At 72.8% G+C, this 14,281-nt stretch carries 11 protein-coding genes and 1 riboswitch; of the genes, 6 read left to right on the plus strand and 5 right to left on the minus strand.

Going from position 1 to position 14,281, the window contains the following annotated elements; all coding sequences use genetic code 11:
• Positions 1 to 38: 38 nt before the first annotated feature.
• The 4 genes from ABGB05_RS34175 to ABGB05_RS34190 all read right to left on the minus strand — a co-directional run bounded on the left by ABGB05_RS34175 (position 39) and on the right by ABGB05_RS34190 (position 5,701).
• Entirely contained in the window at positions 39 to 1,535 is a 1,497-nt protein-coding gene (locus ABGB05_RS34175) for a DEAD/DEAH box helicase (protein WP_347658111.1), read from the minus strand.
• A gap of 466 nt (positions 1,536 to 2,001) precedes the next feature.
• Entirely contained in the window at positions 2,002 to 2,607 is a 606-nt protein-coding gene (locus tag ABGB05_RS34180) for a hypothetical protein (protein WP_347658112.1), read from the minus strand.
• A 114-nt stretch (positions 2,608 to 2,721) separates the two neighbouring features.
• A complete protein-coding gene (locus tag ABGB05_RS34185; protein WP_347658113.1) occupies positions 2,722 to 4,047 on the minus strand; it encodes a hypothetical protein in 1,326 nt (441 codons plus the stop codon).
• Positions 4,048 to 4,156: 109 nt separating this feature from the next.
• On the minus strand, positions 4,157 to 5,701 hold the full coding sequence (locus ABGB05_RS34190; RefSeq protein WP_347658115.1) for an NlpC/P60 family protein: 1,545 nt from the start codon (positions 5,699 to 5,701) through the stop codon (positions 4,157 to 4,159).
• Positions 5,702 to 5,937: 236 nt separating this feature from the next.
• On the opposite strand from ABGB05_RS34190, the gene ABGB05_RS34195 reads away from it, so the two are divergent.
• The 3 genes from ABGB05_RS34195 to ABGB05_RS34205 all read left to right on the plus strand — a co-directional run bounded on the left by ABGB05_RS34195 (position 5,938) and on the right by ABGB05_RS34205 (position 7,825).
• Positions 5,938 to 6,921: an aminofutalosine synthase MqnE gene (locus tag ABGB05_RS34195; RefSeq protein ID WP_347658139.1), complete on the plus strand. Its 984-nt coding sequence runs from the start codon at positions 5,938 to 5,940 to the stop codon at positions 6,919 to 6,921.
• A 90-nt stretch (positions 6,922 to 7,011) separates the two neighbouring features.
• Positions 7,012 to 7,443 (plus strand): hypothetical protein, encoded by a 432-nt coding sequence (locus ABGB05_RS34200; protein WP_347658116.1) that lies wholly within the window; start codon positions 7,012 to 7,014, stop codon positions 7,441 to 7,443.
• Positions 7,444 to 7,516: 73 nt separating this feature from the next.
• Positions 7,517 to 7,825, plus strand: coding sequence for a DUF4229 domain-containing protein (locus tag ABGB05_RS34205; protein WP_347658117.1), 309 nt, complete (start codon positions 7,517 to 7,519; stop codon positions 7,823 to 7,825).
• Positions 7,826 to 7,969: 144 nt separating this feature from the next.
• On the opposite strand, the gene ABGB05_RS34210 is transcribed toward ABGB05_RS34205, so the two are convergent.
• Positions 7,970 to 9,361: a C39 family peptidase gene (locus ABGB05_RS34210; protein WP_347658118.1), complete on the minus strand. Its 1,392-nt coding sequence runs from the start codon at positions 9,359 to 9,361 to the stop codon at positions 7,970 to 7,972.
• Positions 9,362 to 9,570: 209 nt separating this feature from the next.
• Between ABGB05_RS34210 and ABGB05_RS34215 the strand changes: the two genes are divergently transcribed.
• From ABGB05_RS34215 to ABGB05_RS34225, 3 genes are all read left to right on the plus strand, one after another.
• Positions 9,571 to 11,490, plus strand: coding sequence for a M14 family zinc carboxypeptidase (locus ABGB05_RS34215; protein ID WP_347658119.1), 1,920 nt, complete (start codon positions 9,571 to 9,573; stop codon positions 11,488 to 11,490).
• A 374-nt stretch (positions 11,491 to 11,864) separates the two neighbouring features.
• A riboswitch (cobalamin riboswitch) is annotated at positions 11,865 to 11,951 on the plus strand.
• 114 nt (positions 11,952 to 12,065) lie between these two features.
• Complete coding sequence (locus ABGB05_RS34220) at positions 12,066 to 12,998, plus strand: ABC transporter substrate-binding protein (protein WP_347658120.1); 933 nt, start codon at positions 12,066 to 12,068, stop codon at positions 12,996 to 12,998.
• A gap of 134 nt (positions 12,999 to 13,132) precedes the next feature.
• Positions 13,133 to 14,167 carry an iron ABC transporter permease gene (locus tag ABGB05_RS34225; RefSeq protein ID WP_347658140.1) on the plus strand — a complete coding sequence of 345 codons (1,035 nt, stop codon included), beginning with the start codon at positions 13,133 to 13,135 and terminating at the stop codon, positions 14,165 to 14,167.
• The last annotated feature ends 114 nt before the right edge of the window (positions 14,168 to 14,281 follow it).

The raw sequence follows: 14,281 nt of genomic DNA on the forward strand, positions 1-14,281 counted from the left end.
GGCACCGGAGCGTGCTCCGGTGCCCCCGCCGGGACGGTTCAGCGGGTCGGGGTCGGGCGTCGCCGCTCGTCGGACCAGCGCTCACGAGGTCCGCGTCGCTCGTCCGGGCGACGGTCGTCGCGTCCCTGGTGGTCGCCGTAGCGCCGTTCACCCTGCGGGCGGTCGCCGTAACGGCGCTCGCCGTGTGGCCGGTCGCCGTAGTGACGTTCGCCCTGGGGTCGGTCGCCGTAACGCCGTTCGCCGTGCGGCCGGTCGCTGTGACGGCGGTCGCCGTAGCGACGCTCGCCCTGGGGGCGGTCGCCGTAGCGACGCTCACCGGTACGGCGCGGCGCGGGCGGCTCGTCGACCACCGGTACGCCGCTCGGCTGCCGGGCCCCGGTCACCTCGGTGAGGACCTGGTCGCCGGCGCGTACCCGGGTCTGGGCCGGCTCCACGCCGGCCTTCTGCAGCACGGCCAGGGTGGAGCGGCGCTGCTTCGGCAGGACCAGCGTCGCCACCGCCCCCGACTCCCCGGCCCGGGCGGTACGACCGGCCCGGTGCAGGTAGTCCTTGGGATCCTTCGGCGGGTCGATGTGCACCACCAGCGAGACCCCGTCGACGTGGATGCCGCGTGCCGCGACGTCGGTGGCGACCAGGACGTTCATCCGGCCCTCTTTGAACTCGGCGAGGGTACGGGTACGGACCCGCTGGGTCTTGCCGCCGTGCAGCGCGCCGGCCCGGACCCCGACCTCGGCCAACTGTGCGACCAGCCGGTCGACGCCCATCTGGGTACGGGCGAACATCATCGTCCGACCCTGTCGGGCCGCGATCGACGCCGCCACGGCGAACTTGTCGTGCGGCGGGATCAACAGCATGTGGTGGTCCATCGTGGACACGGCGGCGGTCGGCGGGGCCGTCGAGTGGGTGACCGGATCGGTCATGAACCGCTTGACGAGTGTGTCGACGTCACCGTCCAGGGTGGCGGAGAAGAGCAGCCGCTGCGCGTCGGCCGGAGTCTTGGCGAGCAGTTCGGTGACGTCCGGCAGGAAGCCCATGTCAGCCATCTGGTCGGCCTCGTCCAGGACGGTCACCTGGATGTCGTCGAGGCGGCAGACGCCCCGCTCGATCAGGTCCCCGAGGCGGCCCGGGGTGGCCACGATGATCTCCACACCCCGGCGCAGCGAGTCGATCTGCCGGTCGTACGGCACACCGCCGACGGCGGTCTTGAGGAACACCCCGACGGCCCGACCGAGCGGCATGAGCGCGTCGTTGACCTGCATGGCGAGTTCCCGGGTGGGGACCAGGATCAGGGCCCGGGGGTGGTTCGGACGGGCCTTCGGCCCGGCCGCCATCCGGGCCAGTACGGGCAGCCCGAACGCGAGGGTCTTGCCGGAGCCGGTCTGCCCCCGGCCGAGTACGTCCCGACCGGCGAGCGCGTCCGGCAGGGTGGCCCGCTGGATCTCGAACGGGCTGGTGATGCCCTCCCGGTTCAGCGCCCGGACGAGCTGCCGGGGCAGCCCCAGGGCGGCGAAGTCGGTGGCCTCCGGCGTGGTCACCGCCTCGGTCGCCTCAAGCGAACCAGCGGGATCAGCCGAAACAGGGGCATCGGTATCCGCATTCGGCGCAGATTCCGCTCCGGAAACAATCTGCTCCGGAGAAACGGCAGATTCGAGCGATTCGGATTGCGTGTCGAATACGGACGGAAACGTGCTGGGGTCAGCAAAGCTGGTCAAGAAAAACCTCTCAAGCGGGGCGCATCTTCGCGATGGCCCGCCGCGACCAGAGTCGCCGTCGATTCGCCCGCAAGATCGCCCATGGGCGCGTCACGCGCCAGGTCAACAACTCTACGAGTGTAGGGGTGGACAGCGGTCGGCGGCACATCGCCGCGCTCGGCAGTGGGCAGACTCACCCCCGTGATCACGTCGTCGCCGGCCGGCCCGGCGAGCACGCCACCGGCCGGCCGTGCTCCCTGCCGCAGGTCTGGCCCCGGGCGCGCCCCGGGTGATCCGCTGGACGCCCCGGTCAGCCGCCCAACAGGCCGCCGAACAGACTGTTGAAGGAGTCTCCGACCAGGAGCACCACGAGCAGGCCGACCGCGACCAGGAAGGCGAGCCCGACCAGCAGTACGAGCACCACCTTCTTGTTGTTGTTGCTCTGCTGCGTCGGCGTGTCCGCCCAGCCCTGGGCCAGGATGTGGCCGGTCAGTGAGCCCGAGTTCTCCACCTGGTCCCGCATCGCCGACGTCGACGTGCCGGCCGCGCCGCCGTACACGGTGCCTCCCGGCTGCTGCCCCCGGGCGCCGTCACCGTACTGGGCCGGTGGTGCGGACGTGGTGGCCTGGGCGGGGCTGACGCGTCCGTCGGGAGGTCCGGCGGCGAGCCGTGCCGACGACCCGACGTACGGAGGACCCGCCTGGATATTGGGGCCGGCACCGGCGTCGGCCGGCGCGCCGTTCAGGTCGGAGTCGGCCGGTGGAACCTGTACGCCGGGGCCGACGGGTGGCACGTTCGGGCCGGGACCGGCCGGCGGAAGCGAGTAGCCGGGCGTGGTGGTGGCCCGGTAGCCGCCCGGTGCGGTCGGGTTCGTCGGCGGAGGCCAACTGGGCAGGGCGGGCGCCGGAACGACCACCGGCGCGGCGCTCGACGGCCGGGCGGCGTGCGCCGACCCGCCGGCGGGGGCGGCCGAGGTCGGCGGCGGCTACGGCGCCGGCGGATACGGCGACGGCGGATCCGGCGACGGCGGCTACGGCGGCACCGGGCCGGGCTCCGGCGTGGGCGGGTACGGCGTGGGTACCGGCCCCGGCGGTACCGGGCCGGGGGTCGGCGTCGGCGGCGTGGGGGCCGGGAACGGGCTCGGGCCCGGCGGATCCGGCCAGGTGGGATTCGGCGGCTGTGCCGGCTCGGGTGGCCGTGCCGGCTCGGGAGGCTGATGCGGAGGCGGTGGCGTGGCCGGGTCGGGCTCGGCGGCCCGATAGATCTTCGCCTGGACCGGTACCGACGCCACGGCGGCGGCTTCGGCGGGCAGCACCCGGGCCAGCCCCGGCACCGACGCGCTGGCCCGGGTCGTGCCCGAGCCGCCGCCACGCGGCGCGCTCCGCTGCGGCGGCACCGTGTACGTCACCGGCTGGCCCGCCTCACCGGCCGGTGAGTCGGAGGTGGCGGCGGTGGCGGTCGGTCCCGGGGCAGGTGCCCCGACCGACGGGGCCGGCGGTTCCCCGGCCGGGGCGGCCGGGGACTTCACGGCGTTGGCGAACGCGGACCACGGCGAGTCGATCGTCGGTGTCTGTGGACGGCGGCGCTGCAGCGGGGGCGCCGGAGTCGCGGGCCCGGGGGCCGGCGTCACCCCGACGGGCGGGGCCGGCGACGGCGTCCCGGGCGTCACGTCGACGGGAACCGGGATGGCCGGAGTGGCCGGCACGGCAGAGGAACCGGCCGGAGTCGTCGGGGAGTCAGCCGGGGCGGAGGACGGCGGTGCCGGGGTCGCCGTGGCACCGGAGTCGGCGAGTTCCCCCGCCCGGTAGGTCCGGCCGATCGACTGGGCAGCCGGTACGGCGGCGATGTCGGCCGGGGTCGGGCTGGCCGTGGACGGCGGCACGGCACGCCCCCGGACGGTCGAGGTGCCGGCGTTGACCGGCGACTCAGCCGGCGGGTCCGTGTCCGGCCGGTCGGGCTGGGTGCTGCCGTCCTGCTGAGCGTGTTCGTCGACACCGTCGGCCGGATCGGGCTCGGGTTCGGTCGCGCCAGCCGGTTCGGCCGCGCCAGCCGGTTCGGCCGCGCCAGCCGGTTCGGTCGCGTCCGAAGGTTCAACCGGATCGGCCGAGCCGGACGTGTCCCCGGGCGCATCCGTCCACAGTGCACCGACAGGCGGTGGCGGCGGTGGTTCGTACGCCTCGGGAAGCTCCTCGTCAACGGGCTCCGGCAGTGCGGTGCCCACCGGCGGCGGTGGCGGCAGCGGCGACAGGTCAGCGCTGTCGCCGGCGTCGCCGGAGGCGGGCGAGCTGGAGCCGACCGGAACGTCAGGGGCCGATGGTGCGTCCCCGGCGTTCGGCTTCGCCTGTGATCCGTCCAATGTTGCCTCCCGCGCCCACGCCCGGACCGGTAGGCCGGGCCGGAAGTACGTCCACCCTCACCGTGCCATATCTCAGCACGAGCGCACAGTCGGGCGGACGCCGGCTCCGTCAGCTTCCGGTGGGGCTGGCGCCAGTGGTAGCGGCGGCCGGAGACGACCGGGTGGCACTGGGTTCACCGGTCGGCTCGTCGTCCGTGCCGGTGGGCTGGCCGGTCGGTTCCTCGGTGGGCCCGTCGGTGGGTTCCTTGGTGGGTTCCTTCGTCGGATCCCCGCCGGTCGGCCTCGGGGTCAGCGTCGGCAGCGGCGTTGTCGTCGTCGGGGGTGTCGTCGGGGGTGTTGTCGTCGGCGGCGGTGTGGTGGGCGGCGTCGTCGTCGGCGGCGTCGTGGTCGGCGGCGTCGTCGTGGGCGGGGGTGTTGTCGGCGGACGCGTGGTCGGCGTGCTGTTCGGGGCCGGCACCGCGTCGAAGACCCGGGTCGCGGCGAAGAACCGCGACCAGCGGACGGTGGCGACCCGGACCACGTCGCCGGTCGTCGGGGCGTGCACCATCTTGCCGCCGCCGATGTACATGCCGACGTGGTAGATGGACGACGGGCTACTGCCGGAGGCGAAGAAGATCAGATCGCCGGGGAGCAGCGCCGACCGGGCCACCGTCTTGCCCTTGGTGCCGTTGTACTGGTCCCGCGACACCCGGGGCAGGGTGACGCCCTGGCTGCGGTACGCCGCCCACATCAGCCCCGAACAGTCGAACTGGTTCGGGCCCTCGGCGGCCCAGACGTACGGGTCACCCCGCTGGGCGAGGGCGTAGTTCATCGCCCGGATCGCCTTCGGGTTGGCGACCAGACCGTTGACGCTGTCCAGGCCGATCGAGGCACCCAGACGCTGCTCGGCGGCCTCCCGCTCCCGCTCGATCGCCGCGAGCTTGTCGGCGTTGTCGCGCTTCAGCTTGAGCAGCGCGTTGGTGCGTTCCTTGTACTTGCGCTCCGCCGTGACGAAGTTTTGCTCCGCCAGCCGGCTCTCCGCCACCGCCTGCTGGTGCGCCGTCTCGGCCTGCCGCTGGGCGGCAAGGGCGTTCTGCACCTCCGCCTCGACCAGGCCGGCGTCGCGCGGGCTGCGCTGCTCGCCGCGCTGGATCCGCTTGAGCAGCTCCAGCCCGTGCAGGTCGGAACCGAACGCGCCGGGCGGCAGTCCGGCGGCGTCCTTCAGTGCCTCGGCCGCGGCGTTCTCCGCGGTCGCCCGGGCCCGGGTCACGTCCTCCTGGGCCATCCGCAGCGCGGCCTCGGCGGTCGACATCCGGGCGGCCTTGTCGTCGCGGGCCTGCTGCAGGTCGAGCAGGTCCTCACCGAGCTGGGCGACCTCGACCTCGAGCGCGTAGATCTGACTCGCCAACGGGCCGTCGACGCTCGGCACCTGGAAGTTCGGCGGCGGGGTGCCGGTCGGGGCGCCGGTCACCGGGGCGCCGCCGAGCTGCGGGCGTACGCCGGGGTCGGGAACGCTGCTGGGTGCGCTGTTCGACGGTGGTGGATCGGCCCAGACCGGAGTGGCGAGCGCCCCCGCGACGATCGCGCCGACCAGGGCGGACCAGAGCAGCGGACGAAGGACCGGTGACACCGTGCTGTCCGTTCGTTCCGCCTGTCCGCGCCTGCTGTTCGCCATGCCGCTCCCCGTCCGACGTACGCCGCGGCACGCCTGGGTGCCGCCGTCATACTGCCTTGAGTGGTGTACTCGTCCCACTTCGTCTTACCTGAATGTGTCCGCGATGTCGATCCGGGGTAGGTAACGAGACGCTGAGAAGCTGGTGAACGCGGTCGCCTCCACCGGCCGTCCGGCGAGGGTCGCCCCCACCGCCACGTAGGCTCGTCGGGGAACCGGCTGGAGGAGACGTGGCTGTGATGGAAGGTACCGGGCGCGGGCGCGAGGTGGAGGGCGCCGGGCGCAGGCCCGACCTGGCGGAGAAGGTGTACGCCGGGGAGCGGCTGACCCGGGCCGACGGCGAGGCCCTCTGCGCGGGTGACGACCTGGTGTGGCTGGGCGGGTTGGCGCAGCGGCGACGGACCGACCGGCACGCCGACCGGGTGCTGGTCGAGTTGACCGCCGGAGAACCGGTGCCGGCCCCCGAGAGCTACCCCGACCTGCTGCGCGAGCTGTCCGTGGCCCAGCCGGACGGCGTACCGGTGGTGGTCACGGCCACGGACGTGCGGCGCTTCGCCACCGCCACCGGCCGGTTCGTCGAGGAGATCCTCGACGAACTGGTCGACGCCGGGCTGGGCGGCCTGGCCGGCGGTGACCTGGAGATCGTCGAGCCGGACGGTGGGCAGTCGGCGTCGGGCTGGGCGGACTGGTCCCGGATCCACCGGGCGGCGCACCGCAGAGGGCTGCGGACGGTCGCGACCATGCGGCACGGACGCGCCGAGCAGCCCGGGCAGCGGATCGACCAGCTGCTCCGGATCCGGGAACTGCAGGACGAGACGGGCGGTTTCATCACCTTTGTGCCGCTGCGCCACCCGTACGACGGTGTTACGCCGGCCCCGTCTCCGGCCGAGTCGCTGAAGACCTTCGCGGTCGCCCGGCTGCTGCTCGACAACGTGCCGCACGTACGTGCCTCCTGGGCGGCGTACGGGTTGTCGACCGCCCAGCTGGCCCTGAACTTCGGGGCGGACGAGTTGGCCGGCTCGCTCGCGGAGTACCGGCTCCTGCACACCGACGGCGACCACCCGGCACCGGCGACCCCGGACCGGGAGGAGCTGCTGGACCTCGTCTGGGACGCCGGCTTCCGACCGGTCGAACGGGACGCCCGGTACACCGTGGTACGGGAGTACGAGGCACCCGTGCCGCTGGCGCAGCGGCGCGCCGAGCCGCAGCGGATCTGGGCCTGACGCTCCGACGGAACCCGGGTCGGGGTCAGGGCGGGACCGGTCGGCCCGGCGCGGGCCGTTCCGCGCCGGCTCACGTACGCTCGACTGGTCATGAGCGAGCAGCGCGAACGAACCCCGTCCTTTCCCCGACGCGACGACGAGGGGCGGATCGTCGTCCTCGCCGACCTGCTCGGGCTGGTGCTGGCCGGGGTGGTCATCGGGGTACTGGCCCTGCTGGTCTTCGACTGGACCTTCGCGCTGATCGGTCTGGGGCACTCCGGCCAGGCGAGCGGCTGGCTGGCCGTGATCCTGCCGGCCTGGGTCTTCGTCGAGGAGTTCCGGGCCTGGCGGTTCGGTCCGGCCCGGGTCGCGGCGGCGCTGGTCGCCGCCGCCGTCGGGATCACCGCCGGGCTGTTGGCGGCCGGGCTGGCCGCCGGGGCCCCGGCGCTGGTCTCGGGCGGGCTGGCCGCCGCCGTCTTCGCCATGGCGTACGGGCTGATCTGGTTCGTCGGCGTCCGGTGGCTCGCCGGCCGGACGAACTGACCGGACGACCGGACGAAGAGCTGACCGGACGAAGAGCTGACGTGGAGCGGACGAGCTGATCGGAGTGGCAGACATGAGTCCCGCGGTGAAGTACACGCTGGGTCGGATCGGCCTGTTCCTGGTCGTCGCCCTGGCGCTCTGGCCGGTCGAGATGGACATCTTCCTCAAGCTGATGCTGGCCGTGGCGTTCTCCGCCGCCCTCGCGTTCTTCCTGCTCCGTGGCTGGCGTGACCAGATGGCGCAGCAGTTGGCCGGCGCGTCGGACCGGCGCCGCAGCGAGAAGGAGCGGCTGCGTGCCGCGCTGGCCGGTGAGGACCAGCCCGGCGGCGGAGCCGACCGGTCGACGGACCAGTCGGCCGAGAAGCCGAAGGACGTGCGCTGAGTCACCCGGCCGGTGGCCGCTGCCCGGGCCGGGTCGGGCCCGCCCCGGAGCGAACTCCGTACCGGAGCACCGGCCCCGTACCCGGGCGTCGTTGACCGGGTACGGAGTCGGCGTCCTCCCCAGAGGATCGGGGTCCGGCCGGACCTACCAGTTGGTCGAGCCGGGCACCCGGGGCCAGTGCCGTTCCCGCGGCTTGATCAGGTACGCGATCCCGCCCGACCCGCCGGAGACGCCGCCGCTGGCGTTGTACCGCTTGGTCCGCAGCCAGATCTGCTCGAACTGGTCCCGCCGGTAGACGTTGCGGACCACGTCGTTGCCGGCCGACGCCGGGTCGTTGACCACCACGTCGCCGTCGCGGGTGAAGCCGACCACCACGAACAGGTGCCCCGAGGTGCCGTAGTTGGCGCCGTCGAGTTCCTCGGCCAGGAACGACTGGCTGGTCACCACCGGGATCCCGGCGTTGATGAAGTGCTCGACCTCGTCCAGCGAGTGCAGCCGGGTCACCTTCGCGTCCAGCCCGTACGAGGCCGCGTACGCGGTGTTGAACGGCCAGTTCCCGCAGCCTTCGTACGCGTAGTCGTAGGTCATCCGGGCGGCGTGGTTGACCGCCGGGTCGGGGTAGTCGGGGTTGACCCAGGCGGTCTCCTCGGCGGACGGGCGCCGGCCCCAGTACTCCAGCACCATGGTGGTCGAGGTCGGTGAACACCAGGCCTGCCCGCCGCCGTCGTACTCCGGGTAGTGGCCGGCGTGGATGTTCTGCGAGTAGGTGGGGACGGCGAGTTCCCGGCCCCAGGCGATCCGGCCGGCGCTCGGTGTGACGGTGAACCGGTCCGGGACCAGTGAGGTCATCGCACCGAGCAGGGTGACCTTCGGCGCGCGGCGGGTCTGCGGGTCGCGGTACAGCGTCAGCCGCAGCTGGTACGCCCGCAGCAGCACCCCGGTCGCGACGTCGTCGATCGAGAACGTGTCGGTCCAGATCGTCGACCAGGGGTCGCCCTGCCGGTTGACGCTGGTCCGGCGGATGTCCTGGTCGCCGGAGGCCCAGCGGCCCAACACGTACCAGGGGGTCTGGTCACCGGTGTTGTAGGTGCCCTGCATCTCGACCTGGATCCAGGTGCCGGCCGGGGTTTCGGCGTTCCACGAGGCGACCAGTTCGCTGGCGTCGAAGCCGACCGGGGTGACCGGCGAGGTCCAGGTGGCGTACGACCAGGTCCGGGTGGTGCCGGTGTGCGGGTCGGGGTAGTCGACGGTGCCGGCCGGGCGGCTGATGGTGAGGCCGGGGCGGTGACCGGCGACGGCGACCGTGCCGTGGTGGGTGCCGCGCCGCCAGTCGGGGTGCCGGGACCACTCGTGGAAGGTGATCTGCTCGTCGTGCCCGATCGGCCGTGGGCCGCCGGGTCGGGGGGTGTCGTGCCGGGTGGTGTCGGGTCGCGCACTGCCGGCCTGGGCCGGTGCCGCCGTGCTGAGCAGGGCGAGGCTGCCGAGGCCGGCGAGGGTGAAGGCGCGTCGGCTGATCGGGTTCGGGGGTGTGGCCATCGAAGCTCCGCGGGGGACGAAGGTCGGGTCCTGTGGCCACTATCGCGCCCGTCGAGAATTTTCGCCAGAGTCTGCGACAAAGAAAATCTTTGCCGGAGGGAGGGAGAGGCTGGGATGGAAATCAGGAAGATCGATATTGATATGACCATGGGCCGGGTGGTGCAGTGTGGACTATCCAGCGGGACCCTCCACACCCCCAGGAGGTTTGCATGCCCTTCCGCACCCCGACCCCCCTGCCCGGTGGCACCACCGTGACGACGCTGCGGCGTCGGACGGCGGCCCTCGCCGGCACCGTCGTACTCGCCCTGATCGCGACGACCGGGCCGGTCGCCGCCGACGCCCGGACCGAACTGGCCGTCCCCGCCGGGGAACCGGCCGCCTCCGCCGAGTACCGGGTGCTCGGCCCGCGTACCTGGGCCGACCGGGACGCGGTCGCCCGGACCGGCACCGCCATCGACTACGTCGAGCACGGGGTGCTGCACGTGACCGCCACCGAGGCCGAGGTGAAGGCGATCACCGCGCTCGGCTTCGAGGTGGAGGCCGTACCGGCGCCGCCGGACCGGACGCACAGTCACGGCGACGTGGGGCTGCTCGACTTCCCGGCGGCCGACTCGGCGTACCACAACTACGCCGAACTCAACACGGTGCTCAACCAGGTGGTCGCGGACCATCCGGGCATCGCTCGCCGGTCCAGCATCGGGACCTCGTACGAGGGGCGCGACCTGCCGGTCATCAAGATCTCCGACAACGTCGCGGTGGACGAGGACGAGCCGGAGATCCTGTTCAACCACCAGCAGCACGCCCGCGAGCACCTGACCGTGGAGATGGCGATCTACCTGCTGAACCTCTTCACCGACAACTACGGGTCGGACTCCCGGATCACGAACATCGTCAACACCCGGGAGATCTGGATCGTGCCGACCGTCAACCCGGACGGCAGCGAGTACGACATCGCCACCGGCTCGTACCGGTCGTGGCGGAAGAACCGGCAGCCGAACAGCGGCTCGTCGAACGTCGGCACCGACCTGAACCGCAACTGGAGCTACAACTGGGGCTGCTGCGGCGGTTCGTCCGGCTCGACCGGCTCGGAGACCTACCGGGGCCCGTCGGCGTTCTCCGCGCCGGAGACCGCCCGACTGCGCGACTTCGTCAACAGCCGGGTCGTCGGCGGTGTGCAGCAGATCAAGGCCAACATCGACTTCCACACCTACTCGCAGCTGGTGCTCTGGCCGTACGGCTACACGACGGCGAACACCGGGCCGGGGCTGAACGCCGACCAGGAGGCGACGTTCCGGACCATCGGCCAGCAGATGGCGGCCACCAACAGCTACACCCCGCAGCAGTCGTCGGACCTCTACATCACCGACGGCGACAGCATCGACTGGATGTGGGCGACGCACAACATCTGGGCGTACACCTTCGAGATGTACCCGGGCTCGTCCGGCGGCGGCGGTTTCTACCCGCCGGACGAGGTGATCCCGGCCCAGACCTCCCGCAACCGGGAGGCGGTGCTGATGCTCGCCGAGTACGCCGACTGCCCGTACCGGGCGATCGGCAAGCAGGCCCAGTACTGCGGCGGCGGCAACCCGGGCACCACGGTCTGGTCGGACACCTTCGAGACCGCGACCGGTTGGACGGTCAACCCGTCGGGGACCGACACTGCCACCGCCGGGGTCTTCGAACGGGGTACCGCCCAGCCGACCAGCTCCAGCGGCGCCAAGCAGCTGGCCCCGTACGCCGGCAGCAACGACCTGGTGACCGGCCGGCTGGCCGGGTCCGGGGCGGGTGACCACGACGTCGACGGCGGGGTGACCAGCGCCCGGTCCCCGGCGATCACCCTGCCGACCGGCGGCACGCTGACGCTCTCCCTGGCCTGGTACCTCGCGCACGGCTCGAACTCGTCGAGCGCGGACTACCTACGGGTCAGCGTGGTGCACAGCGGCGGCACCACCCAGCTGCTCAACCAGAACGGGGCGGCGTCGGACCGGGACGGCACCTGGACGACCGCCACCGCCAACCTCTCCCCGTACGCCGGGCAGTCGATCCAGCTCCTGGTCCAGGCCGCCGACGCCTCCGGGGCGAGCCTGGTCGAGGCGGCGATCGACAACGTGACGGTCACCAGTTCGTGATCGGCTGACGAGCGGTCCGGCGGCCGGCCGCGGACGTCTTCGTCGGTCGGCCCTGGTGCCTGGGAGTCACCTCGGTGACTCCCAGGCACCAGCTGCGGCCAATCCGGTGGCGTCCGGCGGACCCGACCGGCACGATGGGCGCCATGGGCGTCCTGGACGTGCTGGCCGGCCCACCCGGCCAGGGTCGAGGTTCCGGCTGACCGTCGGGCGCCGTCCGGCCCGCCGTCGTCCCGGGCCGGGGCGCCCGCCCGAGCCGGTCCACCGACCGTCGCGGACGGCTGTGATCAGCGGTGACGCCCACGATGCGGCGGGACGGCCGATGGGGAGTGACCGGGCCGATGCGCTACGGTTTCTCCCGACCATCCCGCAGCGAAGCCGGTGCGAAACCGGCGCTGTCCCGCAACTGTGATGCCCCACACCTGTCCGGTCCGTAGGCCCGGAGGTGACGGGGATGAGCCAGGTCGCCTGCGGTGCGGTCGCGGATTGCGCCTTCGAGGAAGGGCGCCCCGCAGGCGGGGCGGATCGGATCAGCCCCTGTCGGCGGAGCACCAGCACCTCGACCGACAGGAGGATCGATGAGACGTACGCCCAGAATTCTCGCCGCGCTGCTGGCCACGGCGGCGCTGGCGCTCGGCGGCTGCGCCGACAGCACCACGGATCAGCCGGCGACCGGTGCGAGTGGTTCGACCGCCAGTTACCCGGTCACCGTCGGGTCGCTCACCCTCGACAAGCGGCCGGAGAAGATCGTGGTGCTCGGGCCGAGCGCCACCGAGATGCTCTTCGCGATCGGGGCGGGCCAGCAGGTCACCGCCGTCGACGACAACTCCAACCATCCGGCCGAGGCGCCGAAGAGCGAGCTGTCCGCGTTCACCCCGAACGCCGAGGCGATCGCCGCCAAGCAGCCCGACCTGGTGGTGCTGACCAACGACCTCAACAAGATCGCCGACCAGCTCGGTCAGCTCAAGATCCCGTTCTACCTGGCGCCCGCCGCCACGACGCTTGACGACTCCTACCGGCAGATCACCGACCTCGGCACCCTGACCGGGCACCCGGACGAGGCCGCCGACGTGGTCCAGCGGATGAAGGACGACATCGCCAAGCTCACCGCCGACCTGCCGCAGCGGGCGAAGAAGCTGACCTACTTCTACGAACTCGGGCCGGAGTACTACTCGGCGACCAGCAAGACCTTCGTCGGCTCGCTGTTCACCCTGGGCGGCCTGGAGAACATCGCCGACCCGGCCGACGCCGACGGCGCCAAGGACGGCTACCCGCAGCTGAGCGAGGAGGCGATCATCCAGGCCAACCCCGACCTGGTCTTCCTCGCCGACACCAAGTGCTGCCAGCAGTCCGCCGACACGGTCAAGGCGCGTAAGGGCTGGGCCGGGGTGACCGCGGTGAAGAACAACCAGATCGTCGCCCTCGACGACGACATCGCCTCCCGGTGGGGGCCCCGGGTCGTCGACCTGCTGCGGGCGATCGTGGACGCGGTGGCCAAGGTCCCGGCTTGAGCCGTACCGACGAACCGGTGACCCCCGGCGCCCTGGTCGGTCTCGACCAGGGCGCCGCGCCGGCCGCCCGCGAGCGGAGCCGGCCCACCGTCGGCCGCTCCGCCGTCGGCCGCCGCCCCGCCCGGCCGGCGGGCCTGCGGCGACGCTGGCTCGTGGTCGGATTCCTCGCCGTCGCGGTCGCGGCGGTCGCCGGCATCGCCTTCGGGCCGGTCAGCCTGCCACCCGGCAGCGTGGCGGTCGAACTGCTCAACCTCGTGCCCGGGGTGCACCTGAACAGCGGGCTGAACGAGCGGGAGATCGCCATCATCACCGAGCTACGGCTGCCCCGGGTGGTGCTCGGACTGCTCGTCGGCGGAATGCTGGCCCTGGCCGGCGGCTGCTACCAGGGCGTCTTCCGCAACCCGCTGGCCGACCCGCACCTGCTCGGCGTAGCCGCCGGCGCCGGCCTCGCGGTCACCGCCGTCATCGTGACCCGGGGTGTCACCGGTGCCGACATCACCATCGGACTCCCGGTCACCGTGCCACTGGCCGCCTTCGTCGGGGCGCTCGGCGCGGTACTGCTGACGTACCTGCTCGGTGCCGCCGGGGGACGGGACCGGTCACCGGCCACCCTGATTCTGGCCGGGGTCGCGGTCTCCGCGTTCCTCTCCGCCGGTCAGACCTACCTGCTGCAACGCAACGCGGAGAGCATCCAGGAGGTCTACTCGTGGATGCTGGGGCGGCTCGCCACCGCCGGCTGGCACGACGTCCTCGTCCTACTGCCGTACGCGGTGGTCACCGCCGTGCTCGTGCTGCTGCACCGTCGGGAACTCGACGTGCTCGCGGTCGGCGACGACGAGGCGGGCAGCCTCGGGCTGCACCCGCAACGATCCCGGCTGCTACTGGTCGCCGCCGCCTCGCTCGGCACCGCCGCCGCCGTCTCGGTCTCCGGGTTGATCGGCTTTGTCGGGATCATCGTCCCGCACACCGTACGGCTGCTGGCCGGGGCGAGCTACCGGGCGATCCTGCCGCTGTCGGTGCTCTTCGGCGCGGCCTTCCTCACCCTCACCGACCTGGCCGCCCGGACCGTCGCCGCCCCGGCCGAGATTCCCATCGGGGTGGTCACCGCGCTGCTCGGCGGCCCGTTCTTCGCCCTGGTGTTGCGGACCACCCGGCGGGTGCCACTGTGACCGGCACCCCCTCCACCGGCTCCGGCTCGCCGCCCGTTTCCGATCAACCGCCCGCTTCCGATCAACCGCCCGCTTCCGATCAACCGCCCGCTTCCGATCAACCGCCCGCTTCCG

This window comes from Plantactinospora sp. B5E13 (assembly GCF_039871775.1).
In the GTDB taxonomy this organism is placed as follows: Bacteria; Actinomycetota; Actinomycetes; order Mycobacteriales; family Micromonosporaceae; genus Plantactinospora.

What these genes read in the sequence shown, in the direction of transcription:
- ABGB05_RS34215 (WP_347658119.1), top strand. Translation starts at nt 9,571, where the DNA reads ATGCCCTTCCGCACCCCGACCCCCCTGCCCGGTGGCACCACCGTGACG.
- ABGB05_RS34220 (WP_347658120.1), top strand. Translation starts at nt 12,066, where the DNA reads ATGAGACGTACGCCCAGAATTCTCGCCGCGCTGCTGGCCACGGCGGCG.
- ABGB05_RS34190 (WP_347658115.1), bottom strand. Translation starts at nt 5,701, where the DNA reads ATGGCGAACAGCAGGCGCGGACAGGCGGAACGAACGGACAGCACGGTG.
- ABGB05_RS34205 (WP_347658117.1), top strand. Translation starts at nt 7,517, where the DNA reads ATGAGTCCCGCGGTGAAGTACACGCTGGGTCGGATCGGCCTGTTCCTG.
- ABGB05_RS34195 (WP_347658139.1), top strand. Translation starts at nt 5,938, where the DNA reads ATGGAAGGTACCGGGCGCGGGCGCGAGGTGGAGGGCGCCGGGCGCAGG.
- ABGB05_RS34200 (WP_347658116.1), top strand. Translation starts at nt 7,012, where the DNA reads ATGAGCGAGCAGCGCGAACGAACCCCGTCCTTTCCCCGACGCGACGAC.
- ABGB05_RS34210 (WP_347658118.1), bottom strand. Translation starts at nt 9,361, where the DNA reads ATGGCCACACCCCCGAACCCGATCAGCCGACGCGCCTTCACCCTCGCC.